General features: G+C 56.5%; 25 protein-coding genes. 12 read left to right on the top strand and 13 right to left on the bottom strand.

The window, feature by feature from the left end; all coding sequences use genetic code 11:
- The first annotated feature begins 74 nt into the window (after positions 1-74).
- The 8 genes from EI77_RS04240 to EI77_RS04205 all read left to right on the top strand — a co-directional run bounded on the left by EI77_RS04240 (position 75) and on the right by EI77_RS04205 (position 5897).
- The gene (locus tag EI77_RS04240) at positions 75-503 is read left to right on the top strand and encodes a DsrE family protein (protein WP_166647023.1); all 429 of its coding nucleotides are present in this window, start codon (positions 75-77) and stop codon (positions 501-503) included.
- Positions 504-515: 12 nt separating this feature from the next.
- Positions 516-1049 (top strand): rhodanese-like domain-containing protein, encoded by a 534-nt coding sequence (locus EI77_RS04235; RefSeq protein WP_133793494.1) that lies wholly within the window; start codon positions 516-518, stop codon positions 1047-1049.
- Entirely contained in the window at positions 1046-1795 is a 750-nt protein-coding gene (locus tag EI77_RS04230; protein ID WP_133793493.1) for a sulfite exporter TauE/SafE family protein, read from the top strand. The genes EI77_RS04235 and EI77_RS04230 overlap by 4 nt, the downstream gene beginning before the upstream one ends.
- Positions 1761-2084: a Smr/MutS family protein gene (locus EI77_RS04225; RefSeq protein ID WP_208300259.1), complete on the top strand. Its 324-nt coding sequence runs from the start codon at positions 1761-1763 to the stop codon at positions 2082-2084. The genes EI77_RS04230 and EI77_RS04225 overlap by 35 nt, the downstream gene beginning before the upstream one ends.
- 98 nt (positions 2085-2182) lie before the next feature.
- Complete coding sequence (locus tag EI77_RS04220; RefSeq protein ID WP_133793492.1) at positions 2183-2446, top strand: hypothetical protein; 264 nt, start codon at positions 2183-2185, stop codon at positions 2444-2446.
- Positions 2443-2847 (top strand): HNH endonuclease, encoded by a 405-nt coding sequence (locus EI77_RS04215; RefSeq protein WP_133793491.1) that lies wholly within the window; start codon positions 2443-2445, stop codon positions 2845-2847. The genes EI77_RS04220 and EI77_RS04215 overlap by 4 nt, the downstream gene beginning before the upstream one ends.
- A 75-nt stretch (positions 2848-2922) precedes the next feature.
- On the top strand, positions 2923-5229 hold the full coding sequence (gene murC, locus EI77_RS04210) for a UDP-N-acetylmuramate--L-alanine ligase (protein WP_133793490.1): 2307 nt from the start codon (positions 2923-2925) through the stop codon (positions 5227-5229).
- Positions 5230-5471: 242 nt separating this feature from the next.
- The gene (locus EI77_RS04205) at positions 5472-5897 is read left to right on the top strand and encodes a type II toxin-antitoxin system VapC family toxin (protein ID WP_133793489.1); all 426 of its coding nucleotides are present in this window, start codon (positions 5472-5474) and stop codon (positions 5895-5897) included.
- Between the two features lies 1 nt (position 5898).
- On the opposite strand, the gene metX is transcribed toward EI77_RS04205, so the two are convergent.
- From metX to EI77_RS04180, 5 genes are all read right to left on the bottom strand, one after another.
- Positions 5899-7104 (bottom strand): homoserine O-acetyltransferase MetX, encoded by a 1206-nt coding sequence (gene metX / locus EI77_RS04200; protein WP_133793488.1) that lies wholly within the window; start codon positions 7102-7104, stop codon positions 5899-5901.
- Positions 7105-7166: 62 nt separating this feature from the next.
- On the bottom strand, positions 7167-8183 hold the full coding sequence (locus EI77_RS04195) for an A/G-specific adenine glycosylase (protein WP_133793487.1): 1017 nt from the start codon (positions 8181-8183) through the stop codon (positions 7167-7169).
- Positions 8184-8240: 57 nt separating this feature from the next.
- Complete coding sequence (locus tag EI77_RS04190) at positions 8241-10784, bottom strand: phosphatidylglycerol lysyltransferase domain-containing protein (RefSeq protein WP_166647022.1); 2544 nt, start codon at positions 10782-10784, stop codon at positions 8241-8243.
- Between the two features lie 47 nt (positions 10785-10831).
- Positions 10832-11539 (bottom strand): DUF1003 domain-containing protein, encoded by a 708-nt coding sequence (locus EI77_RS04185; protein ID WP_243838660.1) that lies wholly within the window; start codon positions 11537-11539, stop codon positions 10832-10834.
- A gap of 58 nt (positions 11540-11597) precedes the next feature.
- Positions 11598-13730, bottom strand: a complete 2133-nt coding sequence (locus tag EI77_RS04180; protein WP_133793485.1) for a tetratricopeptide repeat protein — start codon at positions 13728-13730, stop codon at positions 11598-11600.
- A gap of 159 nt (positions 13731-13889) precedes the next feature.
- Here EI77_RS04180 and EI77_RS04175 point away from each other — a divergent pair, with 159 nt between their 5' ends.
- On the top strand, positions 13890-15341 hold the full coding sequence (locus EI77_RS04175) for a Gfo/Idh/MocA family protein (protein ID WP_133793484.1): 1452 nt from the start codon (positions 13890-13892) through the stop codon (positions 15339-15341).
- A 134-nt stretch (positions 15342-15475) separates the two neighbouring features.
- Here the strand turns inward: EI77_RS04175 and EI77_RS04170 are convergent, their stop codons facing one another.
- The 5 genes from EI77_RS04170 to EI77_RS23255 form a co-directional block, all read right to left on the bottom strand.
- A complete protein-coding gene (locus tag EI77_RS04170; RefSeq protein ID WP_243838659.1) occupies positions 15476-15988 on the bottom strand; it encodes a peroxiredoxin in 513 nt (170 codons plus the stop codon).
- Positions 15989-16045: 57 nt separating this feature from the next.
- Positions 16046-16714 carry a hypothetical protein gene (locus EI77_RS04165; RefSeq protein ID WP_166647021.1) on the bottom strand — a complete coding sequence of 223 codons (669 nt, stop codon included), beginning with the start codon at positions 16712-16714 and terminating at the stop codon, positions 16046-16048.
- Positions 16715-16777: 63 nt separating this feature from the next.
- Positions 16778-17050: a hypothetical protein gene (locus EI77_RS04160; RefSeq protein ID WP_133793481.1), complete on the bottom strand. Its 273-nt coding sequence runs from the start codon at positions 17048-17050 to the stop codon at positions 16778-16780.
- A gap of 26 nt (positions 17051-17076) precedes the next feature.
- Positions 17077-18453 carry a surface lipoprotein assembly modifier gene (locus EI77_RS04155; RefSeq protein WP_166647020.1) on the bottom strand — a complete coding sequence of 459 codons (1377 nt, stop codon included), beginning with the start codon at positions 18451-18453 and terminating at the stop codon, positions 17077-17079.
- Between the two features lie 37 nt (positions 18454-18490).
- Positions 18491-19762 (bottom strand): hypothetical protein, encoded by a 1272-nt coding sequence (locus EI77_RS23255; RefSeq protein WP_166647019.1) that lies wholly within the window; start codon positions 19760-19762, stop codon positions 18491-18493.
- Between the two features lie 425 nt (positions 19763-20187).
- On the opposite strand from EI77_RS23255, the gene serS reads away from it, so the two are divergent.
- Genes serS through EI77_RS04140 form a run of 3 tightly spaced genes read left to right on the top strand, consistent with a single transcriptional unit; the run spans position 20188 to position 22559 of the window.
- Positions 20188-21459: a serine--tRNA ligase gene (gene serS, locus EI77_RS04150; protein ID WP_133793479.1), complete on the top strand. Its 1272-nt coding sequence runs from the start codon at positions 20188-20190 to the stop codon at positions 21457-21459.
- 12 nt (positions 21460-21471) lie between these two features.
- The gene (locus EI77_RS04145; RefSeq protein ID WP_133793478.1) at positions 21472-21852 is read left to right on the top strand and encodes a hypothetical protein; all 381 of its coding nucleotides are present in this window, start codon (positions 21472-21474) and stop codon (positions 21850-21852) included.
- Complete coding sequence (locus tag EI77_RS04140; RefSeq protein ID WP_243838658.1) at positions 21849-22559, top strand: MOSC domain-containing protein; 711 nt, start codon at positions 21849-21851, stop codon at positions 22557-22559. Before EI77_RS04145 ends, EI77_RS04140 begins: the two co-directional genes overlap by 4 nt.
- Positions 22560-22567: 8 nt before the next feature.
- Here the strand turns inward: EI77_RS04140 and pheA are convergent, their stop codons facing one another.
- The 3 genes from pheA to EI77_RS04125 form a co-directional block, all read right to left on the bottom strand.
- Entirely contained in the window at positions 22568-23656 is a 1089-nt protein-coding gene (pheA, locus tag EI77_RS04135) for a chorismate mutase (RefSeq protein ID WP_133793477.1), read from the bottom strand.
- A 7-nt stretch (positions 23657-23663) separates the two neighbouring features.
- The gene (gene scpB, locus EI77_RS04130) at positions 23664-24353 is read right to left on the bottom strand and encodes an SMC-Scp complex subunit ScpB (protein ID WP_133793476.1); all 690 of its coding nucleotides are present in this window, start codon (positions 24351-24353) and stop codon (positions 23664-23666) included.
- Positions 24354-24480: 127 nt separating this feature from the next.
- Complete coding sequence (locus EI77_RS04125; RefSeq protein ID WP_133793475.1) at positions 24481-25209, bottom strand: hypothetical protein; 729 nt, start codon at positions 25207-25209, stop codon at positions 24481-24483.
- Positions 25210-25340: the final 131 nt, after the last annotated feature.

Below are 25340 nucleotides of genomic sequence, written 5' to 3'. Positions count from 1 at the left end.
TGCGTGCACTCCTTTTCCCCCTGGTCTTATTCGTCGCATTTAGTTCTTCATGGCTACAAGCTGAGGACGCTGCTGTGTCGGTCATCCCAATCCAGATTCGGGAGAATTTGCGCATTGTTTATCAGGTGACGGATGACCTTCAGTACGAAGGCGTCAACAAGGGCCTATTTTATGCCCGCAAGCTCATCAACACGTATGAAAAGCAGGGTATCACAGCGGATCAGGTGAAACTGCATCTGGTCTATCATGGCACGGGGCTTCATGCCGTGGTGAATCCTGCCGCACGTGCCCGGCTAAAAGCAGAAACTGCCGATAATCCCAATGGGGAAATTTTGGCCGAGCTGGTGGGGCGTGGAGTCCAGATCGAACTATGTGAAAATACGATGCAGCAAAAAGGCGTTAAATCCACAGAACTGATGCCTGGTGTGAAGCTGGTAGTGGGTGCATTTCCAAGGCTGGTGGACCTGCAACTGTTGGGGCACGCCTACATCAAGTTTGAGTAGTGAAATCCTTTCATGCGAGCCTGGCTGCCATTCGCCCTTTATGCATTTCTCGGTCTCGCCGCAGGACTTGCCCTGCTTTGGTGGCTGATGGATCACCGCCGGGGGACTGCATGGGCCGTATCGGTCATCCGTGACCGTTTTCCCGATGTGGCCCAAGTATCACCGACCGGGCTTCGAGAATGGCTGACGGATGAGGCACGTGCAGTTCCGGTGCTGGTGGATGCACGTTCGGATGAAGAATATGCCGTTAGTCATCTGGCAGGAGCCCTGCATGTGGACGCTGAAACGGTGGAGGATGAGGCATTAAGAAAATGGGACCCGCAGCAGCAATACGTGGTTTATTGCTCCGCCGGATACCGTGCTTGCAATCTTGCCCGTCGGTTGCATCAGGCGGGCATTCCTCAGGTGACTAATCTGGAAGGCGGCATCTTCGCTTGGGCAAATGCTGGACACCCCGTGCAGCGTGATGGCCAAGCAGTGCAGGCCGTCCATTCTTATCACCGCCTTTTTTCCCGTCTATTGAAGCGGGAGCGCCGTCAGCCATGAACATGCTCAGCCTTTTTGGCGCAATTTTTATCGGCCTGTCCCTGGGACTCACGGGTGCGGGTGGCAGCATCATCACACTGCCAGTGCTGGTTTATCTGGCAGGTCTGCCTGCCCGTGAAGCGGTGGGCATCAGTCTTTTCGTCGTCGGCACAGCATCGCTGGTAGGGGCTGTGCAGAGGGGGCGTGCCGGGGATTTTCACCTACCCGCAGCCCTGATGTTTGCTTTATCTGGCATGGCCGGGGCGGTAGGCGGCGCGCGCCTGACCCCGCTCGTACCTGCGCCTATCCTGATGATCCTTTTTGCTGTGCTGATGGTGGCGGTGGCTTTAAATTTATTGTTAGGGGCAAGGCGGGAGCTTGTCCTGCCTGTAGAGTGCCGTCCATACCGCTGCCTGTTGGCCGGCCTGGGTGTGGGGGTGCTGACAGGTTTCATCGGCGTAGGTGGCGGATTTTTGCTGGTGCCCGCGTTGATCAAATTTGGTCGGCTGCCACTGCGTATGGCCACAGGCACCTCGTTGGCGGTCATCGCTTTTAATTCAGCCGCAGGTTTCCTCAGTCACCTTGGTGAGGCCCCGCCTCGCTGGCCTCTGGCCCTGCTTTTTGCCTCCATCGCGATTGCCGGTGTTCTGGCGGGCAGCTATTTGTCCAGCCGCCTACCGGTAAAAAGATTGCAGCAGGGTTTTGCACTCCTGGTTTTGGCCACAGGAACCTATGTCCTCTGGCAAAGCTGGCAGTCCATGGTTTAATGGAAAGATGGAAGAAGAGGAGGAGCCTGTCCGCATTCCTATCACGGATGAACTGGACCTGCACACATTCCGCCCTAACGAGGTCGGGGACCTGCTTGTGGACTACCTCGAGGAGTGCCAGAAACTAGGCATTTTGAATGTTCGCGTCATCCATGGCAAAGGCACCGGCACCCTGCGCACAGGAGTGCATGCCGCTTTATCCCGCATGAAAATGGTCGAATCCTTCGCCTGGCCCGCAGGGGAAAGATCCGGCGGCTGGGGTGCCACGTGGGTGCGGCTGAAGGGGTAACTGTATCAGTAATCAAACTAGGATCTGGTTGTTTTACGAGGAGGAGTGGGCCTTAAAGCCAGCTTGCCTTGCGATCATCTTCCGTTTAACATTCTCTCATGACAACGATCACTGAACCCCAAGAAGGTCTGCTTGATCCGTTTGCTGGCATGATGAACGAGGATGCCGCGCAGGCGATTTTAGGCCTGCGGTCTTCACCTGAAATGCAGGAGCTGGCCGAAGTGATGGCACACAAATCGCGCGAAGGCCAGTTGACTGACCAGGAGCAGCGCCAGTACGAATCTTATGCTGACACTGTGGCAATGATTTCTCTAATGCAGGCCCACGCTCGCCGTGTGCTGCGTAAAGCTGGAAAGTTGTGATTGATTCACGAACTCGCCAACTTGTCGTGCAGAGGGCGGTAGGTCGTTGTGAATACTGCCGCCTGAAGCAGGAGCACGAAACCGCCCAGAGTTTTCATATAGAGCATATTATTGCGCTCCAGCATCGCGGAGAGAGCCTTTTGCAAAATTTGGCTCTTTCATGCGGAAAGTGCAACGCGTTCAAAGGCCCCAATTTGACCTCGCGCGACCCCGATACTGGAATCGTTGAAATGCTCTTTCATCCCCGCGATCAGCGCTGGGAAGATCACTTTACCATGGATGGCCCTCGAATCTTGGGAATGACCGCAATCGGAAGGACGACTGTTTGGCTGTTACAGATGAACGCCCCACGTCGTGTGGAGCTGCGGCAGATTTTGATTCAGGATGGCGACTGGGACTGAGCCTCTTCCCATTGCCCGCAACAGTGCGTGCTCCCCCTTGCCCAGGCTGCGCTTCCGCGTACCGTGGTCAACTCCATGTCCCACGCCGTCCTCAGCCTCCTCAAAGAAAGCCGTCACCCCATGCGCATTGACCTCATCGGCGTTGCCGGGTCAGGGATGAGCGGGCTGGCTTCGCTGCTGCTGGCACTGGGTCACCGGGTCAGTGGGTCAGACAAGGTCACTACCCTGGAGACGGACCGCTTGGTCAAACTGGGGCTGCAGTTTTTTTCCCCCCACTCCGAAAAGGAAGTGGAGGAATGCGACATGGTCATCTACTCCAGTGCCATCAAGCCAGGAAATGTCGCCTATGAAGCCGCTTATAAGCAGGGCATCCCGCTGGTGCGCCGGGCAGAGGCACTGGCAGCTGTCATGGCCAACAAAAAGGGGGTCGTAGTCGGGGGAACGCACGGCAAGACAACCACCTCCGCACTCACGGCTCACGTCCTGCGCCAGGGGGGGCTGAAGCCCAGCCACTACGTCGGCGCAGAAATCCCCATCCTGGGTGCGAATGCGCATTGGGATGCGGAGGGGGAGCTTTTTGTGGCTGAAGGGGATGAAAGCGACGGGACCCTGGTGAACTTCCATCCGGAGCATTCCATCATCCTGAACATTGAGGCGGAGCACCTGGATTTCTACGATGGCATTGAGGCGATCAAAACCGTGTTCCGCCAGCTTCTGTCCCAGACACCAGGCCATTGGGTGCATTGCGCCGAAGACCCCGTGGCGCGGGAGGTCTGCTCCGGTCCGCAAGGGGTGAGCTACGGCTGGTCCCAGGACTTTGATTTCTCGGCCAACATCCTGGCCATGAAGCCAGACCGTTCCGATTTCGAAGTCTATCAGAAGGATCGTTTGTTAGGCGTGGCCACCTTGGGTATTCCAGGAAAACACAATGTTTCCAATGCCCTCGCCGCCATCGCCCTGGCAACGAAGCTGGGTGTTCCCTTTGAAAACATCCAGCATGCCCTGAAAAGTTTCCGTGGGGCGAAGCGCCGGTTTGAGATCCGACACAGCGGGGAGCTCTTCACCGTGGTGGATGACTACGGTCATCACCCCAGCGAAATTGCCGCCACCCTAGCCACGGCGAAGGGGCTGCAACCCAAGCGTATCGTCTGTCTTTTTCAGCCGCACCGGTATAGCCGAACTCAGCTCCTGAAGAAGGAATTCGGAGCCAGTTTTGGGGACGTGGATGAACTTTTCGTGACGGATGTCTATGCCGCCAGTGAGAAGCCACTGCCAGGTGTGAGTGGCGAAACCATCGTGGAGGAAGTGATGGCCCAATCTGCGACCAAGGCCCAGTCCACCCCGACACTGCTGCTCTCCCGAGACAAGGTTGGAAATGCGCTGCGGCCTGGAGATCTCCTTATCACACTCGGTGCTGGTAACGTGCATGAAGTGGGGCGTTGCATCGCCCGTGACCTGCCTGTTTTAGAAAAACTCTGTTCTCTTCTTGAGGCCCACGGCGGCGGTACAGCCCGGCTGTATGAGCCGATGAATCGCCACACCACCTTCCTCATTGGCGGGCCAGCTCAGTATTGGGTGGAGCCGCGCAGCGTGGAAGGTTTCGCTGAAGTAGTGCGCTACCTGCGCAGCCATACCGTCCCCATCCGGGTCATTGGTCGTGGCTCCAATCTGCTGGTCCGGGATGGCGGCATTCGTGGCGCAGTCATTCATCCTGCAAAGGGGGAATTTGAAGACGTGCGGGTGGAAGGCGAGACGCTTGTTGTAGGCGTCGGTGCACGGTTGAAAAAGATCGCCAGCAGTGCCCGCAATGCAGGGTTAGGCGGCTTTGAATGGATGGAAGGCGTGCCGGGAAATCTCGGTGGTGCCATCCGCATGAATGCCGGTGCCATGGGAACGGAGACTTTTGATCAGATCGTCAGCATACGGTTCATTGATACCGATGGACAGATCCAGGAAAAGCCCCTGGCCGAGATCGAGCACCATTATCGTAACGTGCCGGAGTTTGAAGAGCGTTACATCGTCTCTGCGGTTCTCAAGGGCACTCCTGCTCCTCAGGATGAGATTGATATCAAGCTCGCCGCTTCCCACCAAAAACGTCGCACCAGCCAGCCCGTGGGGGCCAGTGCAGGTTGCGCTTTCAAAAACCCTGAGGTCTGCGGTGCAGGCAAACTCATTGATGAACTGGGACTCAAAGGCCGCAGCGTGGGCAAGGCCATAGTTTCTGACATCCATGGCAACTTCATTGTCAACTCCGGTGGTGCTACCGCCCGGGAAGTTTTAGACCTTGTGGCCGAGATCCAGGAAATCGCCCAGCGTGAGCGTGGGGTGCAACTGGAGATGGAGGTCAAAGTCATCGGTGAAGACCAGCCCATGGGGCTGTAATCAGGGTTGATTTTGGACAAAAACGCCATATTTTTCTACATGGATAGCACTTTCCCAACAATGGTTAGCCCTGCGGCCGAAGCCGCCGATTGGGAGACTAATGTGGGAGGTAGTAGCAAGCCTGACCCAAGGGCTTGGATGAGCACCATAGGCATGTTCAGTGGAGATGAATTGATGAAGGAAATCGATGCTGAGGGTGCACGCTTAAGGCGTGAACAAACAAAACATGAACTGAGTGGAATGTGATACTGCTTGATTCGAATCACTTGGCGGTTTTGAAGTATCGTGAACATCCACGCTGTCTTTCATTATCTAAACGGTTGAAAGAGCATGCCGATGAAGGCATCGGCACAACGGTGATTGCCTTCGAGGAACAAATGAGAGGCTGGTTGGGATTGATCGCCAGGACGTCTCAGATTTCTCGTCAAGTGTCAGCATACCATGAGCTAGCCGGGATTTCCCGCTTTTTTGCCAGGTGGAATGTTGTGGATTTTGATGATCTTGCAGCTTCCCGCTTCGAGTCCCTGCGCGGTCAAAAGCTCCGCGTTGGATCTATGGACTTGAAAATGGCTTCTATAGCCTTGGTAAATAATGCTTTGTTACTTACTGCCAACAAGCGAGACTTTATTCAGGTGCCTAATCTCCGATTTGAAAACTGGTTAGAATAATTCACTCCACCTCCTGCACCTCGCCATCCAGCGAGCTTTTCTGCCAGCGGCCTTCGAGTGTATAGACGAGGTGGGGGGTATAAAGTTCAGGCTCCAGGAGGAAAGAATCGTGACCTTTGGTGGAGTGCACGGTGATGTGCATGGAGGATACTTCCGCCCTTTCCAGGGCGGAGACCATTTCGGCCTGCTCCTCAGGATAAAAGCAGAAATCAGAATCAATGCTGAAGACCAAGTAATGATGTCCTGCAGCGGTGCTGCGGGCGAAGAGCTGCTCATAACTGTCCACTCCGGCATCCCGCAGCGGGTCAAAGCGCAGCCACATGTTAATGATGCGCAGATAGCTGTTGGCATCGAAGCGCTTCACGAATTTTTTTCCCTGATGCAGCATGTAGCTTTCCACATTATGGCCCACCTTATACCAGGAGAGCTGGCCATTGGGCTGGCTGACCGTGGTTTTGGCCCGCTTTTCAATGGCGTCCAGGTGGACAAATGTCTTGTGAGAGATCATGCGTGCCAGGGCTAGGCCGTATTCGGGGGCGGGACCTTCGTAATAATCTCCGCCATGGAAATGGGGGTCGTTTTCAATGGCCATGACCTGTTCAAACAAGGTCAGCCGGGTAAGCACGGTGGTCTTCAAGCCGGTGGCCACCGGGATGATGATGCGCACCCGCTCAGGGTATAATGTGGCCAGATTCAGCGCCAGGAGTCCGCCCACGCTCGCCCCGATAACTGCGTGCAACTGGCTGATGCCCAGATGGTCCAGCAGGGCGATCTGGCTGCGCACGACATCGCTGGAAAGCACGGGGGGGAAACTCTTGCCATAGGGTTTTCCAGTGGCGGGATTGATGGAAGTGGGGCCGCTGCTGCCGTAACAGCCGCCGAGGTAATTCGCACAAATGATGCAGTAACGGGTGGTATCCAGTGCCTTGCCAGGTCCGATAAAAAGGTCCCACCAGCCGGGCTTGACGTCATCGGTCCATCGTTCCCCGAGACCTTCGATCTCTTCGGTGCGGCCGGCGGCATGCTGGCTGCCGGAGAGGGCGTGAAAGAGCAGGATGGCGTTGTTCTTTTTGGCATTCAGCTTGCCATACATCTCATAGGCCACCGTGATGCCAGGCAGCGAATCGCCATTGGCAAAGAGGAAGGGCTCTGATTCGGAGCCGAGATGGAAGAAATGCGTGGCGGTTTTGCCCTGACCTTTTGACATAAGGAGAGGAAGTAGCAGCAGGCAGGGCTTGATTCAAGGTGCAAGGTGGCCCTGGGGAGACGTCAGGACTCCAGGCGGAACAGGGAATTTTTCAGCAGCTTCTCCAGCGCCCGGCGATACGGGCTGGGCATGGCCGTCGTTGCCAGTTCAGCATGGGGAATGAGGCGATGAGAGGCTGGCCATTCATGCATTTGGTTAGGCGGGGCCTCATGAACCCACAGGGTCACCTTGTAGCGGGTGATGCCATAGGTGGTCTTTAGCAGCAGGGGAGGCGTTGGCTCGGCATCCTCCGGCAGCGCAGGCAGCTTCCAGAGGCCGGTGCGCCGTGCCCCAGTTTCCTGTTCCAGCAGCACGCCTTGAGGAGTCTGGAGAAAGATCACCCGTTCAGTCACTTCCGTGATCTGGGTCTTGTTAGATTTGACCGGCAGGCCGGAGGGATCAATGGCGTGGCAATGTTTCTTTACCGGGCAGTCAGGACACTGGGGCAGTGCTGGTTTGCAGATCGTCTGCCCCAGTTCCATGAGGGCAGAATTTAAGGCACGAGGATCATCCGTAGCGCGGACCAGTTCCGTGGCCCGTTCCCAAAGGCGCTTGCTCCCGGCTGTGGAATCAATGGGCGTCGCATCATTGTCCAGACGAGACAAAACCCGGGCCACATTGCCATCCACGATGGGTTCATTCAGACCGAAGGCAAAACTCGAAATAGCCCCCGCCGTATAAGGACCGATGCCTGGTAGAGCCAGAATGGCGGCAGGCTCCTGGGGGAAAATGCCAGCATGCTCTGCCATCACCACCTGAGCCAGTTTCTGCAAATTCCGTGCGCGACGATAATACCCCAGCCCTTCCCAGGCCGTGAGGATATCGCTCTCCGAGGCAGCCGCCAGCGTGGCGAAATCTGGAAAGCGCAACAGCCACCGGGCATAGTATCCACGGCCTAGTACGGTGCTGATCTGGGTCTGCTGCAGCATGACTTCCGAGACCAGAATCGCATAGGGATCACGTGTCTGCCGCCAGGGATACACGCGCCCGGTCTGGTGGAACCAGGAGACGAGATCAGCGGCTAGAGAGGAAGCGGGCACGTGAATCCTGAGCTTACGAACCCGCCCCTGACAAGGCGCCTTTTTGTGGATTTGATCTCACGATCCGATGAGTCCTTTGAAACCCCGGGGCAGGTGGACACCTGCGACTGCCAGAGCCACCATGGCCAGGCGGGTGCGGGGTTGATAGGCCAGATAGCGGCCTTGCCATTCTGGCTGGTACTTCTTTTTGAAATTGAACAGGCTCTTATAGCCATAGAAGCGGTCAAAGTTGTCGAAAAGAAATTTTACGGCCCTCTCCTCCCGGCTCAGGCTCGCATCTTCCTGGGTGGCATCAATGTTGGCGAGGGGAGCATTCCCCAGGCTGACCTGTTCTACGCCGAGGGTTTTAAAATGATCAATGGCCTCCACAATGAGGAAGTCCATCACATCCCGCACCTCGTCACGTCCGCGCATCAGATCCAGACAGCGACCTTTACCCTGGGCGTAAGGCCACCACGTGGCGAAGGCCTCAATGCGGCCCTCCGGGTTGCGCACGATTGAGACTCCATGGGTGCGCAGGGTCGGGATGTCAAAGCTGCCCAGGTCGAAGGTCATTTCTCCGCCATGTTTGTTTTCCAGCCAGTCTTGGGAGAGCAGTTGCAACTGAGCCTCCAGGCCGTGATCCGGTGCCGGTCGTGCATCATACCACTGGTAGGTCAGGCCGTTTTTACGAGCCTTGTTGCGGGCCGTGCGCAGGTTCTGAAATTTGCCGCCCTCCAGCTTGAAATCAGCGGTCTCCAGCCGGGCGTCTTCACCCACTTTGACGGTGACAAATCCAGCCTCTTCATACAGCTGGCGGTTGCTGACATGGGCGCAGTAAAACAAGGGTTCCCAATCCTGGCGGGCGCAGTAGGTGGTAAATTCGATGATGAGCGCGGGCCGCATGTCTTGGGCACAAACAGGGTCTGCCAGGGCGACGGCATATTTTCGCCAAAGGGCATAGGCGATGAAGCCTGAAGAATCCTGGCTGAAAAAATACCGCTTGTCCTCCAGCAGGGCAAAGCTGTCCATGGGATCCTTCCCATGCTGGTCAATGAGACGGGCGACGCGGTCCCTTTCCTCAGCGGTGGCCTCGGGCATGCGTTTTTTCAAGACTGGCCTGAGCATGAGAATCACCACCGCCAGGGCGCTGAGCAGACTGCCACCACGGACGTTGGAGAGAAAGATCCGCACATTGCGGCTGCCATCCGTGTCCAGATTGCTCTTTTGCAGGATGATGGCGGAGGCGGTGCCGTTCACGCAGTCTGTCCAGCTCAGAGCCTCGCCGAATTCCCCCCGTTCACTGAATTGGCGCAGGCCGGTCACTCCATAAATCAGCAGGCTCAGGGCAAGCACAGGCACGCTAATGAAGGCAAAACGAAGAGATGGTGCATCAGACCGTGCAAGGAAGGTTGAGCGCCAGCGGATGAGTGGGGCCAGCAGGACCATCGCAGCCAGCGCGTGGTGCCATTGGAAAGCGCGTGTCAAATGGACGATCACCGAGACACAAAGCATGATCACCGCCAGCAGCCAGGCCATGTGCTTGTGCCTTCGCAAGCCACGGGCCAGGGCTAGAAGACCGATACCGGAAAAAAGCAGGAGAATGCGGCTATTGTCGCTGATGCCCAGCGGCAGCCAGTTGTCCATCCAGTCCAGGGCTTCGGGAGGCTTGACCGTCATGGCCTCCAGCAAATTCAGCCAGGCCATGATGGTGACGGCCCAGACTAAAATCCGCAGAGAATGCTTGCGCGAGAAAATGAAAATGAGCGACAGCACTATGGCCAGGGCCGCTGCCGGCCAGAGAGGGGAAAGTCCCCACGGCAGGCTGCTGTCATGCACCGGTGGTGCGGATGAAGCTCCATTGTCCCCCAGCACCCAGTTAAATCCCCTGGCCACCCATTCTTCAAAGGAATCGTCCGGACCATCAAAACCATGATTGGCCCCAGGCACCAGATACAGGGCTTTGGGGGATTTGAGGCTCTGCACCCAGGCGGTAGAAGCCATGAAATCCGCACCGCCATGGAACTGGGCCACGCGCAGATTTTTCATGGCCGCATTGAACTCTGACAGGCCGAACGTCCCCGGCCCCTGGGGGGTGATGCCCAGTTCATCTTTTTCCCGCAATCCATAGCGCCCACGGCTGTCTGCGCTGAAGAGCAGCAGCCCGGCCAGACTGGCGGGCCGTTCTTTGCCACCGGCAGCAGCCACAGCCTGGACGGCTCCCATGCTCCAGCCGCTGTAAATGATCGGCACCTCCGCCCCCTCGCAGCGCCGGGTTGCTTCAGCCGCCAGGGCGGCCATGTCTAGGCCTAACGTTCTTTGATCATAATCCTTGGTGGCATAAGCCCGCAGGTCAAATCCAACTACATAGGCACCATGACCGCGTAGCCAATGGGCCACGGAATCTTCCCAAGGTGACCAGCCACCATCACCGGAACCAAAAATGACAATGGCGCGCGGCGGGATTTCATCCGGCTCATAGAGGCGGATTTTGGCCATTCCATGAGTGAGCTGTACGCTCGCCTTGGGTGTGGGGCCATCATCATCGGCGTCTTGTGCGTGCGCAGAGATGATCAGCGAAAAAGACAGGAGGAAAATCAGCCGGAGGACCTGGGGAGGCATGGGAGGTAAGGGAAGAAACGTCATCTGCCAGCTGTCATTTTTCACGATCATTCACCCTGCGTCCTTGTTTTGGCCATCTCCCTCAAAAGTTCTAACTGGATTTGCTGCACTTCCATCAGGCGCGTGGCGTGATGGTGGAGCATGTAGTCCATCTTATCATGCAAATGGCGGATCTCGAGTTCCGCCTTGAGATTGATCTTGTAGTCTCCTTCGGCACGCTTGCGGTCACGGGCTTCCTGGCGGTTCTGGCTCATCATGATCACGGGAGCCTGCAGGGATGCCAGACAGGAAAGGATGAGGTTCAGCAGAATGAACGGATAAGGATCGTAGCCACGATTGGCCAGGAAGATGACATTGAGCAAGATCCAGACGGCCATAAAGCCGCCGAAGGACATGATGAAAGTCCAACTGCCGCCAAATTCAGCGAGCTTGTCAGACAGCTTCTGGCCCACGGTCAGTGTAGAGTTTTCAATGTCCTCCTCTTTCTCCGGATGCTCGCTGAGCACTTCATGCCGGTGCAGGCTTTGCAGCACTTCTTCATCCAGATGAGAAAGCTCACCTAACTGGTTTTGCAGTAACTGGCGCACGTAGTCCAGCCGTGCCTCGTTTAGCACATCAGGGCCAATCAAGGAACTGTCATCCAGGTGGGGTGACCGGGCCCGGATGAGATCGGCTATTTGAGGAGGCAGCGCCGCCAAGGGGCACAATTTTCCGCTGCCATGCTGCCTGCCGGTCACCGCGCAAGTATGAGTCATGCGCACAGCATGATGCGGATACGGGGAATCACAAGGGTGCCTTCTGCACCCGCCTGCCTCACCGGGCGGAAACCGATTTGCCGTTGCCTTTGAGCAGTTTTTCCAGGGCTTCGTCCGGATTGACGCCTTTTTTCAACGCAAGATCATACTCGCTCTTGGCTTTGTCCCACTGGGGAGGATTCCAGGTGGCATACAGGACGGCCAGATTGAAATGGGCTTCGCCGTAAGCCGGGTCAATGGCGAGAGCAGTTTTGAATTCGCGTTCGGCGCGGTCCAGGAGATTCAGCTTGGTCGAGATGATGCCCAGGTAGTGGCGAGCGCGGGCATTTTTCGGGTTCTTGGCGAGCCCCTTTTCAAAGGCACCTGTGGCGTCATTCCAGCGCTGTTGTTTGAAGTGGGTGACCCCGAGGTGGAATGCGGCCAGTTCATTGCCTGGGTCATAGGTCAGGCATTTCTTCAGAGCGGCCTCGGCTTCTCCGAGTTTGTTTTCGCGCTGGCGTGAATAACCCAGGCCGACCAAGGCAGTGGTGTTTTTTGGATCGGTGCGGAGGGCATCTTCATAGAGTGCGGCTGCTTCGGCAAATTTTTGCGCACTGAAGGCCGTGTTGGCTTTGTCCAGCAGGGTGTTTACCGGCTTTTCAGCAGGAGCTGGCTCATCAGATTTAGAGACTTTGGCGATGAGCGTGCCCTGGATGCTGTCACCGCCCAGCATTTCACGCACGGAGGGATCGGAGAACAGTTTTTCTTCCTCTGGGGAAAGGGTCATTCGGCTGCCACGCAGCTCCTCCACCTGCTCGATTAACCGGGAGGAAACACCTTCCATTTTCTGCAATTCCGCCAGGACCAGGTCTTTAGCCTGCTGCTGGCGATACTGGCTGCGGAGTTGACGCATCACGATTTCCCGTAGCAGTTCATTTTCTTTGGCCAGTTCCGGCGTCATGGCATCCGGCTTGCCCTCCTGGAGGTTCTTCATTTGCAGTGTCAGCTCCGCGACCTGGGTCTGATAGCTGGCGCTCTGCTGGCGCAGAGCTGTCATCTCAGTCTGCAAAGTTGTGAGCTGACCACGTAGCTGGGCGATCTCCTGGTCCTTCCGGGTGGCATCCGCCTGGAGGGTGGCCACCTGTTTTTGCGCAGTAGCCAGTTCTGTTTTCAGCCGCTCGTTTTCAGCCATGATGGTCTTGACCTCATCACTGGCCGGTGCGCGTTTTTTCATGGCCTCGATTTCTGTCTGCATGCCCAGGTTTTGGGCACTCAGCTTGTCACGCTCCTGCATGGCCGTATCGCGGGAGGCGATGGCTTCATCCCGTTGTTTGATGGTGGCATCACGCTCAGCCAGCAGTTCATTGCGCTCTTTTTCTAACGAGGTGATACGCAGGGAAGAATCTGCCAGTTTTTGAGAAGCATCTTTGGCCGCGACGTCTGCTGCCTTCAGGCGTTGGGAGACCTTGCGATATTCCACTTCGAGATTTAGTTTTTCCTTTAGCAGGGCATCCATTTGGCCACTGTTCGCACGGCCAGCAGCCACTTCCTGCTTCATGGTTTCGATCGCCTGCTCCAGGGCGGCGCTTTTTCCGGCCAGCGCGTCTTTCTCGCTGCGCGCGGAATTGATTTCACCAGAGGCCCACTGGTACCATTGCTGCCACTTGGTCAGATCCATCTGCATCTGGTTATTCTGCGTTTCCAGAGCCAGCATGCGCTGCCTGTAAGTCTGCTCCCACTGGGAGAGCACGTCACTCAGGCTGGGCATCGTGCCTGCCGGAGCCGCCAGGATGCCTGGCGGCGGAGCCTCCGTACTGCCACTGAAGACGGGCATGGAGGGAGCCGGGGCCTGGGCGGGGAGCGCGGCTGCTGGAGCTGCCGGTGCAGGCGTGGCTGCTGCGGCAGCGGGCTGGGAAAGACGGGCCTGCACCCGGGTGATGGCCTGCTGAGTGAGTCCTCGCCGATTGGCCAGCATGCCGGGCTGCCACTCGGGATTGCTCTGGGCCACTGTGTCAAAAAGCTGCCCCATTTGCTGATAGACCTGCAAAGCGCCGGCGTAATTGCCATCAGCCTCCATCTTTTCAGCATCCTTTTTCATGACGTAACCCCGGAAAAACTGCTCGGCAGCATCATCCACCTGTGCGGTTGCAAAGGGGGAAAAGATCAGAGCGAGACCAAGGGAGGCCAGGGTGGCAAGGCGGCTTTTCTTCATGGGGAGGGGCAATTTAGCGGAAATACATTCCTTTGTAAATAGCCGTGCAACATTGCCCGCTGGACGGGAAACCGCATGGTTGCTAGCATCTGGGCGTAATTTCGGGAAAATCAGCGCGTTTATCTCGATTCCCCCAACTCAACCAAAAATACCAACCCCATGGGTCTTAACATCATCTCACGCCGTCATTTCCTCGGCCGCACGGCCGGCCTCGCAGCAGGAGCCTTCGCAGGCCCTAACCTTCTCCTCCGTGGCCAGAATACGGCTGGTAAGAAGCTGAACCTCGCCATCATCGGTGCCAACGGCAAAGGCCAGTCCGACACCCAGGGCGTGACCCTGGACCACAACATCGTCGCCCTCGTGGACGTGGACATGAACCGCCTCAACGAAGCGGCCAAAAAGCGCGAAGACCACCACTTGAAGTCCGGCCAGCAGGCTCCTGCCGCGCCAAAGCTGTATCAGGACTTCCGCAAGATGTTCGATGAAATGGCCAACGAGATCGATGGCGTCATCGTCTCCACTCCTGACCACACGCACTACGTGGCTGCCATGCATGCCATCAAGCATAACAAGCACGTTTGCGTTCAGAAGCCTTTGTGCAACTACATCGGTGAAGTGCGCGAGCTGCACAAAGCTGCCGCAGATGCAAAAATCACTACCCAGATGGGCAACCAGGGCCGCACCATGGAAGGCCAGCGCATGGCCAAAGAATGGGTCGAGCAGGGTGCCATCGGTACTCTCAAGGAAATCCGCCTGTGGACCAACCGCCCCATCTGGCCTCAGGGTCCGCTGGTGAAAAAAGCTGCCGAAGTGCCAGCTGGCCTCGATTGGGACCTCTGGCTTTCCAGCGAAGCCACCGAGCCTTATTTCGAATTTGAAATCCCTGAAGGCATGAGCGCCAAGCGCGGCAACAGCATCCACCCCTTCAACTGGCGTGGCTGGTGGCAGTTCGGCTCCGGTGCCCTGGGTGACATGGGTTGCCACATCATGGACGCTACCTTCAGCATCCTCGGTCAGCTCATCCCTGAGAAGATCGATGCTACCAGCAGCCCTATTTCCGATACCTGCGCCCCTGTGTGGTCGGACCTTGTTTATCACATGCCTGCTGGCAAACACGCTGCCATGAAAGTCTCCTGGCAGGATGGCTCCAAGGACGGCAAGCCTAACAAGCCTGAAATCTCCCCGCACATGACCAGTGAGCTGGCCAAAAAAGCTTTCGATAAAGCCAGCAGCGGCATGATGTTCATCGGCACTGAAGGAACCATCTTTGAAGGTGAAGCCTATTGCGGCAGCCCCGTCATCTACAACGAGGAGCGCTACACCCAGGTGCGCCTCGACATGAAGGCCGGCAAAATCAAGAAGACCGAAACCCGCAGCGTGATGCCGAACAACCCGCAGGGCGAGTGGGCTCACCACATCGTCAACGGCGGTCTGCCAAGCTCCAACTTCGACTACAGCTGCCCGCTGACGGAGTTCGTGCTTCTGGGCAACCTGGCCGTGCGTGCTCAGCAGAGCGTCCAGTGGGACAAGCAAGGCATGAAAGTCAGCAATGTGGAAGCTCCGAACAAGTTCGTCTCCCGCCCTGCCTACCGTGACGGCTGGAAAGCCTGATCACACTCGTTGATCCGTTAAATACCCAAATCCCCAGGTCCGCTCCGGCGGGCCTGGGGATTCTTTTTTGGCTAACTCCTGCGCTGCCAGCATCAACTTTGATGTTATTGCCAGACAAAGAATTCTGGTGCGTTTTACTCCAAACTCGCCAGCGCCTTCTTGATGTCATTTGCCTGACTGCTGGTGGAGGCGCTTTCATCGTGCCAGACGATCTTGCTGTCTTTGATCAGAAAGCACTGGCGTTGGGCCATGGAGAGAAGTCCACCCATGACTTTGCCCACTTTGAATGCCTCCAAAACTTTGCCCTCCGTATCGGCGATGAGGTCATAGGGCAGCTTGCGATCAGTCTTGAATTTTTTCTGTGCTTCCACGGTGTCCAGGGAAACACCGATGACCTGCACTCCTTCTTTGGTTAGGTCGGCAAAGGCATCCCTCAGCGAGCAGGCCTGGGCGGTGCAGCCGGGTGTGCTGGCTTTGGGATAAAAGAAAACCACAGTCGGCCCCTTTTGGTAAAGATCGTTAAAATCCACCGTCTTTCCTTCTTGGTTGATACCGGATACTTGGGGCGCTGGTTGGCCCACGCGGGTGTCTTTGGCATCGCATGAACTGCCGAAAAGACCGGTGAAAATGGCGGTAAGCAGGCGCATGGTGTGTTTCATTGGGGTGTGGATCTATTCGTCCTAAAATCCTGGCCGGATTCAAATTCACTCAAGTATGTGCCGATAACGGAAAGGCAGGTAGCCCTTTTCCCGCAAAGCAGAACAGTCCACCTGCCTGCGCAGCACCTTCCACGTAGGATAGCTGCCAGCCTCATAAACCCACATTTGAGTGCCAGCGGTATTCCCCCAGTCTGCAAACAGCAGCACATGGGCATTGTGCGTATTCAGAATGTCACCGGGTCGCAGTTCGTCATAACTGCTCAGTGGCACGCATAGACTGGGCAGTTCCCGCGTGGAGTAGGAGCGTTCAAGCTGCCAGCAGCGTGAAATCAAACCAGAGCAGTCAATGCCAGCCGCCTCCCGGCTCACCGCTGCATCCAGTCCTGCCCGCTTGGCTGCGGTATAGACGTCCCCGGCAGCGAGGCCACTCCTCACCTTCTGGTCAAATTCTGTCGGGGTGTCAAATCCGCCCCACTGGTAGGGCATACCCTGGTTCCATCTGCCGGGCCTCCACCAGCCGCACTTAGCGTAGCCTACATCCGGCGTGTCCACTTGAATGGCCTGGGCATCCCTACCGTGGCGGACATTGGCGGATGTCGGTCGCCAACGGTGCTGCGCATACACTTCAGCTCGTTGGATGACCTCACTGCGACGGATGGTTTCACGTGGCGGGGAATGCTCCAGGGGGTTGCTGCCACAGGCAGTGAGCAGCATCCCAATGAGCGGACCATAAATCACTTGGTGTCGCCCTGCGGTCTTCCAGGCCATCACAGGCGGTTAAACAACAGGAATAGTGTAGTCGAAGATTCCTGTTGTGACAGGCACCAACTGCGAGCCCTTCGGCTGCTGTGACCAAGGCGGCAGCACCGGGCGGACCTGTGGTGGAGTAGGTGTGGAAAAGCGGATCTGTGGAGGCTTGACCGCTGGCTTCAAGGTGCGTTTGAAGAGGCCCGCAGCCCGGTCGAATTCTTCCTCGGATTTCACCGTGCCAGCCTGTGCCGGAATGGTGCTGAGAAACACAGCCGCGACGGCCAGGATAGAAAGTGTCATTTTCATAAAGGTATCCGGTGATTGAATTAATAGCGGTAGCGCAGACCAAGACCCAGGACTTGCCGCTGGTATTCGGCAAATGCGACGGATGAGTCGGCAATGGTGTAATTGTAACTGAGTTCCACGCTCAAGTTATCGGTGAAAATGGGTCTGGAGAGCGAGGTGGAAAACATCCAGGCATTGTCAAAACGCTGGGGATCCGGAGTGTATTGGTTGAAGTCTTCGCTGGCGTAGTTGACGGACGCGCGCCAGGTGATTTTCGCTGGCAGTTCGACCTGCATTGAAATGTTGGCGGTGTGCGCACTGGTCTCAAATTGCTTTCCCGTTGTATCGGCCCAGCGATAAGCATACCCCACGCCCAAGATCAGACGGTTTTGGCAAAGATAGAAATACTGGTCCACTCCAGCATGGTGATAAGATCCATCGCGTGAAAAGGTGGCAGGCAGGATCGTATCCTCACTGAAGTTTTTGTAATCATAATCATAGCGCAGAGATGTCAGGGTCCATGGCTTCCATTGCAGGTCAAATTGGGCACGTAAACCCAGTGCGTAATTAAAGAATTCATCTCCAACTTGAGTGTATTCCCAGGCTCCACCCAGCCTCGCACGGTAGGGGAGGCCTGCCAGCTCCCCCTGGCGGTCCAGGTAAGCGCCCAGGATATTCTGATTCACGTCAAAAGCGGTTAGGCGACCGCGCTCATGCCAGCTCTGATAACCATCGTAAGTTAGGCCGAGAGTTAGTGGCGATTCATCCAATTGCTGCTGCAGCGGGGTGAAGTCCAGCGCCCAACCCAGCACTCCGCGGCCGGAGGATTCCGGGCCTGAAAACGAGGAATCATCGGACCGGGCAGCGACGTTATCGTCGTATTCCAGTGCCGCACGTATCTGTGCCTTGAATCGTTTTGGAGGCTCCGTTGTCACCTGGACCATGGCGGAGCCGATGGTCTCATCATAGGTCGCACCAGTCTGAACGACCATTTCACGCAGCTCCGGCAGCACAATGTCGGCCCTTCGTGCATACTCGGAATCAGGGGCGCGCACCTTGACCTGGTCCAGCAAAACCAGGGACTCCGCGAGCTCGCCATTAGTCGCCAATGCCTCCGCCAAGTAGTAGCGGCAAGCGACGCTCTCAGGATCGATCTTCACAGCTTGGCGCAGCAGGGAGATAGCTTCGGGCAATTGATCCTGGTCCATCAGGGCAATGGCCTTTACACGTAGAGCGGTGACGTCTTCCGGAGTTTGTTTTAAAACTGAATCTGCCGCGTCGATGGTCCGGATGGGGTCGCCTTCCCGCACCACATAGGCCAGCTTTTGATGAGTGGGGCTGAGCTGTGCCAAAGCGGGTGAAACAGAGGCCAGCGTGAATAAGAATAGACCTGGAGATACGAGGGTGTGAAGACGCATAGAGATGGGAGGAGGAATCAGGAAAAGGATGGGGAATTCAATATTTGTCGTAGCCAGGTTTCTCCATGTCTTTGATGGTGAAAGGGTCTTTGAGATTGATGGAACCACCACCTTTGCCAGCGAGTTCATCTGGATCACAACCTTGGGCAAAGGCGACTTTTCGTGGTGCTGGGGTGTCTGAAGTGTCCACGAATTGTTCCTTATCGCGGTTTTCACCCAGCAGATCTTCATTCAATTGATCCTGCAGCGGGCGTATCTGGTTTTCATTGATGACGGACGGTCCTTTTTTACCATTATTCTTCGAATGGTTTTCGTCATACATGCCAGGGTCGGGTGAAGGAGCAGGCTCTGGCGGAGGTTCCGGGGGGGGATTACCACCCACGCCTACTTTTTCCGCGATCCATTTGATGCCCGCCGTGACGCCGTCTGCGATGGCCCTGCCTGCCCCTGTGGCAGACAATGCATACCCCACGGCCATGCCGATCAGCCCCCCACCGGCAAAACCAATGATCAGTCCGATCACAAGATCCGAAGCGAGCTGACCTGCTGCAGTAGCCCCCGCATTCACCATTCCTGCCGTGTCACCGCCCACTGCCGCTTCGACAAATTTACCACTGCCGGGCAGCAAAATATCCGCACCTTTTCCAGCCGCCTCGCCTCCGCTGCCGGATTGCATGATGCCGCCAATTTGTTCCATGGTTTTGCCGCCCTTGCCTCCGTAAGCCTGACCTGCGGTGCCCAGCCAGCCGCCTGCCTCTCCCATCGCCCCGGATGGATCCGTGGCTGGATTGTAACCTCCAGGAGCAGCGTCTTGATAGGCTTCTTCCCCGGTATCATGGCCGATCTCTGGCCGGGTCAATCCGCCTTGGAGCCCTCCTCTCAGACCACCAATGCCATCTTTTCCCGGGAGCCCCGTGCCTGGTAATTGAGCACCTCCCTTCGGCAGTTCCACGCCCGGCCGGTCCGGCAGTTCTTGGTAAATTTTCGGGTCTAACGTTCTGAATTCTCTCTGGGGAGCCAAGATCGCTTCATCGGCGGTGATGGTAGGCAGACCTTCTTTGATCACTTCCATCTCCGCCGTTTTACCTTTGGCTTCCTCATCCGCTGGCGGGACGGTTACCGTTTCGTTCCTTTGTTGAGGCGGCTTGCTGGTTCCCTGGGCTGTCTGGGTGCCAACAGACGATGCGGCTTTTTTCTTCCTCGGTGGCGGCTCTGGAGAATCTTTGGCTTTGTCGAAAATAGAGCGGACCTTGTTTTTGTCGAAGGTCTTGGGTTGATTAGGTTTTAGCGGCGCACCAGGCGTCCGCATATCGGGAGGGCGGACCTCGAAAGGGCGTTTGGGCTCCGGCCTGGGGGGCGTGACCGTACGAGGCGGCGGCGTTGGCGTGATCAATAATTGATCTCCGCGCTCAGAGGGTGCTGCGGACAGTGGGTTAATGGCACCCAACAGGATGATTGCCAGCCATCGGGTGGCCAGGAAACGCTTGAAAAAACTAAGAGGACGGCCTTGAGGCCATGCTGATACTACCGCTGTGCATGAAATCGGTTCAGCATTCATGGCACTAAAGATGAAAGAGAGCCGTAGTTTTGTAAATCTTTATTAGTAGATAAGGATTTTTGCACGATTAACGCACGCTGAAGCTAAAGATGACATTTGAATTGAGAGTCCAGCAGCACTGACAAAGTCGCCCACGGACTCGACAACGGGCATTCTCCCGCTAATCTCCGCGCCCTATGCTCGATATCCGCCTCATCCGCGACAACCCTGATCTGGTCAAAGAACGCCTCGCCACTCGCAGTGGTGACTATGCGTCCGTGGTGGATGAAGTCCTGTCCATTGATACTGCCCGCCGCACGGCTGAGACTGAACGGCAAAAGCTCCAGGGGGACCGCAACCGCATCAGTAAGGAGATCGGCATCGCCAAAAAGAATGGCCAGGACACGGGTGCTATTGAGGCCGAAGTACGCGGCATCAATGAGCGCATCGAGCAAATTGGCCAGGATGCCGATGCTGCGGACATCCGTCAGCGCGAGCTTCTGCTCGGCCTGCCTAACCTGCCCCATGATGCCTGCCCCGTCGGGCACAGTGCCGAGGAGAATCCTGAGGTCCGTGTTTGGGGTGCCAAGCCTAAATTTGAATTTGAACCCAAGGACCACACCATCCTCGGACAGCAGCTTGGCATGCTGGATTTTGAAGCCGGGGCCAAGATCACAGGCAGTGCCTTTGTGGTCTATCGCGGTCAGGGTGCCCGTCTGGAGCGTTGTCTCATCAGCTTTTTGCTGGATCTTCACACCACCTTGCACGGTTATGAAGAGATCAGCCCGCCTTTGCTGGTGAAGCCCGAGTGCTTAGTTGGCACAGGCCAGCTCCCGAAATTTGGGGATCAGGTTTACCACAGCCCAGAAGACAATCTTTACCTCATTCCCACCGCTGAAGTGCCGGTCACAAACCTGCATCGCGATGAGATTTTGAAGATGGAGCAGTTACCCGTGAATTATGCCGCCTACACTCCCTGTTTCCGCCGTGAGGCTGGCAGCGCCGGTCTTGGCACCCGCGGGTTGATCCGCATGCATCAGTTTGATAAAGTGGAACTGGTGAAAATCACCACGCCGGAGACCAGCATGACCGAACTGGAAAGCCTGACCGCCAATGCGGAAAAAGTACTTCAGTTGTTAGGCCTGCATTATCGCGTCATCGAGCTCTGCACTGGCGACATCGGTTTTGGCTCGGCCAAGACCTATGACATTGAGGTCTGGGCACCGGGTCAGGGCACCTATCTGGAAGTTTCGAGCTGCTCGAACTTTGGCGATTATCAGGCCCGCCGCATGAACTTGCGCTATAAGGACGAGAACGGTAAAAACCGAGTTCCTCATACCTTAAATGGTTCGGGCACCGCCCTCGCCCGCCTCTTCGTCGCCCTGGTGGAGACGTATCAGCAGGCGGATGGCAGCATCCTCATTCCTACAGCGCTGCGCGGTCATTTTGGTGCCGATAAAATCGGATAAGTCTCGCATGTCATGAATCTGGAACTCCAAGGTCTCTGGGCGTGTCCTTCTCCCTGGATGCCGGATACCTTGGATTATTATCATTTTCATGACAGGGGAAGGGTGGTCACCTTTACCCCTCATGGATTGGTGGTGGGACAGCGCATGGCCATTCGTTATTGGCTTCAAGAGGATACTGGCGAGACCTTTCAATTGAGGCTAAGGTTTCAAGATCAACCGCAGTCGTATGTGTACCATTTCTGTGATGGAAAGCTCGTGATCCGTGACGCCAAGCGTCATCAATGGGTGCTGTCGAGGCTTGACGAACCGGAAATTCCCGATTGGTTCACATCACGTCTACAGCTAGAACATGAGCGGATGAATGAGGCTGAGCAAGTCGGCATAATTTCATGATGAAACTGCTTTCCATCCAGATTTCGGCGATTCAGGACATCCCCTCTAGCGAAACCGGTTCCTGGTGGGACAAACCCTGGAGCACTGGCTTTTATAAGCAGTCTGTTTTGCAGCCCCTTTGGTTAGGCTATGAGGGGCTGAAAGGGGATCAGCAGGCGGATCGCCGCTATCATGGCGGTTCTGAAAAAGCTGTCTGTGTCTATGGGGTCGAGCACTACCCTTACTGGCAGGAAAAGCTGGGTCTGGCAGAGATGCCTCACGGGGCTTTTGGGGAAAATTTCACCACCGAGGGGCTTTTGGAAAAGGGCGTCTGCATCGGCGATGTCTATTCGTTGGGAGGTGCGTTGCTGCAGGTCTCGCAGCCGCGCCAGCCTTGCTGGAAGCTGGCCCGCCGCTGGCAGATCAAGGATCTGACGGCTCAGGTAGAGCGCACGGGCTACACAGGTTTTTACTTTCGTGTGCTACGGCACGGAACAGTGCATGTGGGGAGTGAATTCACCTTGATGGAGCGCTCGTTCCCACAGTGGACCATCGCCCTGGCGAATGAAATCATGCATCATCGGCGTGCCGATAAAGCTGCGGCCCGTGAACTGGCCGACTGTCCCTTGCTTTCCGCAAGCTGGAAGGATTCGTTATGGTCACGCAGCATCGTTTCCAGTGAGGAACAGGAGATGGCGAAGAAACTGCGCACGGACAATGCCGCTTGATTCGCTGTTTATCTTTCTTCCACCCAGCCAGGAGCCGGGTAGCTGCCCAGCACTTTGACCTTGGCACCTTGGCCGGTGAGATCACGAATGGCCTCCTGTAAAGCTGGCTCCTCATGATGGCCGCTGATCTCCAGGAAAAACCGCGCCTGCTCACCCGTTAGGTCGCCTGGTACGGGGCGATTTTCAATCTGGCGTACATTGACATTCCGGCTCGCAAAAACCTGCAGTACCTCTAGCAGCGCACCCACACGGTCGCGCGCATGGACCATGAGCATGGTATTGTCATGCCCGGTCGGGGCACCACTGCGTCTGCCCAGGATGATGAAACGGGCACGGGAGGCATGCTCTGGGGGAGACGTGGAGAGGACTCGGAGTCCATGCAACTCCGCCCCCAGGGGAGTGCCGATGGCGGCCGCCCCCGGCTCATTTTCTGCATGGGTAGCTGCCAGGCTGGAGGAGGCGCTCGCAGCCAGGGAGGCTTTGGGAAAACACTGCGTCAGCCACGGGCGGCACTGCGCCAGCATCTGCGGCAGGCCGTAGATGACGTGGATGGAATCCGCATCTCCTTTGGCCATCACCACCGTTTCCACTTTCCAAAGGATCTCTGCATAGATTTGCAGATCCGAGTCCACCAGATGATCCAGCGTATGGTGGACGGCGCCTTCGGTGGAATGCTCAATGGGCAGCACCCCATAGTCCACACCCTGGCTGGCCACCCGGGCAAAGACGCCCTCCGTGCTGGCCTCCGCGGCATAGGAGACGCTGTTGCCGAATTTATTGATCGCCACCTGATGTGTCCAGGATCCTGCCGGGCCCAGGTAGGCAATGCTCAGACTGTTTTCCAGTGCCAGCGCCGCACTCATGATCTCACGGAAAATGGCCCGAATCGCCTTTTCTGTGAGCAAACCCTGTTGGGCGGCATTCAGTTCGCACAGCTTGCGCAGGAGCTTTTCTTCACGGCCCGGCACATAAATGTCCAGGCCATCCTTCTTCTTGATCTCGCCGATCACATGCACCATCTCGGCGCGTTCATTCAGCAACCGGATCAGTTGTTGATCGATGGCGTCAATCTTGATGCGTGTTTCGTCGAGCGACATGGAAATTTTACTCGGAGGCTGCCGGGGCGGCGGGTTCGGCCGGGGCCAGGGAAAGCTGAGTTTCCTCAGGTTGCGCGGCCCCCGGTTGTTCAGAATCTGGCGTCGGCAGTTTTACTCGGCGCAGTTCGGCGGCATTGGGCAGTTCATCCAGCGTGCGCACGCTGAAGTGGTCCAGGAAAGCATCCGTTGTGCCGTAGAGGAGCGGCCGCCCGGGCAGGTCAGCACGGCCTTCAATCTTCACCAGCCCCCGGTCCACAAGTTGTTGCACCATGGCATCCACACTCACTCCTCGCACCGCCTCCACCCCGGCTTTGGTGATGGGCTGGCGATAGGCGATGATAGCCAGCGTCTCCAGCGCAGGCTGGCTGAGGCGCTGCACCTTTTTCCCCGGATACAGGGCACGGCACCATTCTACGTAATCGGCCTTGGCGCAGAGCCGCCAGCCATGGGTGCGCTCCACGATGGTGAAGGCGCGGCCATCTTTTTCGTAATGGGCCACCAGTTCATCAATCGCCTCGCGCACATTTAGTTCGTCAATCGTCAGGAGGGGCTCCACCCATTCGGGTGCCGTTTCTCCCTCAGGTGTGGCTTCCCGGATGTCCTTTGCCGTATCCTTGATCGCCGTGACCATCTGCGTCAGGGGCAGGGGCTCCTGGGTCGCAAAAAGCAGGGATTCAACAATGGCGGACAGTTCCATGACGGGCTATGTATCCAAGCGAGGCAGAGGGGGGAGTCAAGCCGGGCTTCAGGAGCCTGCCGAGGCATCCAGGGTCGGCTAAGCAACACTTTGTCCCTGTGTCTAATTCCTGTCCTCTTAGCCGACGTCAGTCGGGATATAATTGAAGAAACTTTTCAAGGCTCTCATCCGGTCGGCTCAAAATGACATCGAAAGGCAGCAATTCATCATCATGAAGATAGCAATTTCTCGGCAAGGCATCAATCGCCAAGACCTGAAAAGCATAATTGAAATACAGGACATGGCCAGATTCGCCCGGGTCTCGTACACGAGTCCAGCCTGATGCTTCGAAGTAACGATCAATGTCGCGGGGAGACGCAGCTTCGCCGTGATATTGTGGCTGACTGATTCCGAAAGAAACCAGTCCATCGGCCCATTGAACGACCGAAGTTAGCCGCACTGCATCTTCGAAAACCTCCTTGGCTGCAATCCAACGCTGTAAGTATTCAATTGGAGTGGCCGGAAGGAATTCAATGGCCTGACGATAAGACGGCACTGTTGGGTCGTCTCGGAGATTGACGTTGGGGTGCGCGATCAGTCGGGGAGCAAGACCAAAGGCAGGAAGTATGGTGATCTTTGCCACCCAGTCACCGGATTCAGTCGATTCAACGACATGCTCTGTCCCGTAATGGAGATCTGAATTGTCGTGCTTAAAGCGGTCCCAGGTAACGTCGGCTTTAATTAAAAGTCCAAGTTCGCTAGCTGTAACAAGCGCCTGTTGGGCTTGGATTTGCGCGAGGCTGGACCATTGTCGCCCAGAACTTGTGAAGTTCTCAGGACAAAGGTGGCGTAATCTGTCGCAAAAGGTCTCAAGCAAATGGTTTTGGTCACTTCCTTGGAGAGTGTTTGCTTGGGTGCCTTTTTTTTCGAATTCACGACTTTGAAAGCATACTACTCAAACCGATTGACGTCAACGCGATGCTCTCATGCGAAGATTGAGATACAGAG

Origin of the sequence: Prosthecobacter fusiformis (genome assembly GCF_004364345.1) — a bacterium.
Classification (GTDB): Bacteria; Verrucomicrobiota; Verrucomicrobiia; order Verrucomicrobiales; family Verrucomicrobiaceae; genus Prosthecobacter; species Prosthecobacter fusiformis.
This window is presented reverse-complemented; position numbering and strand designations above follow the sequence as displayed.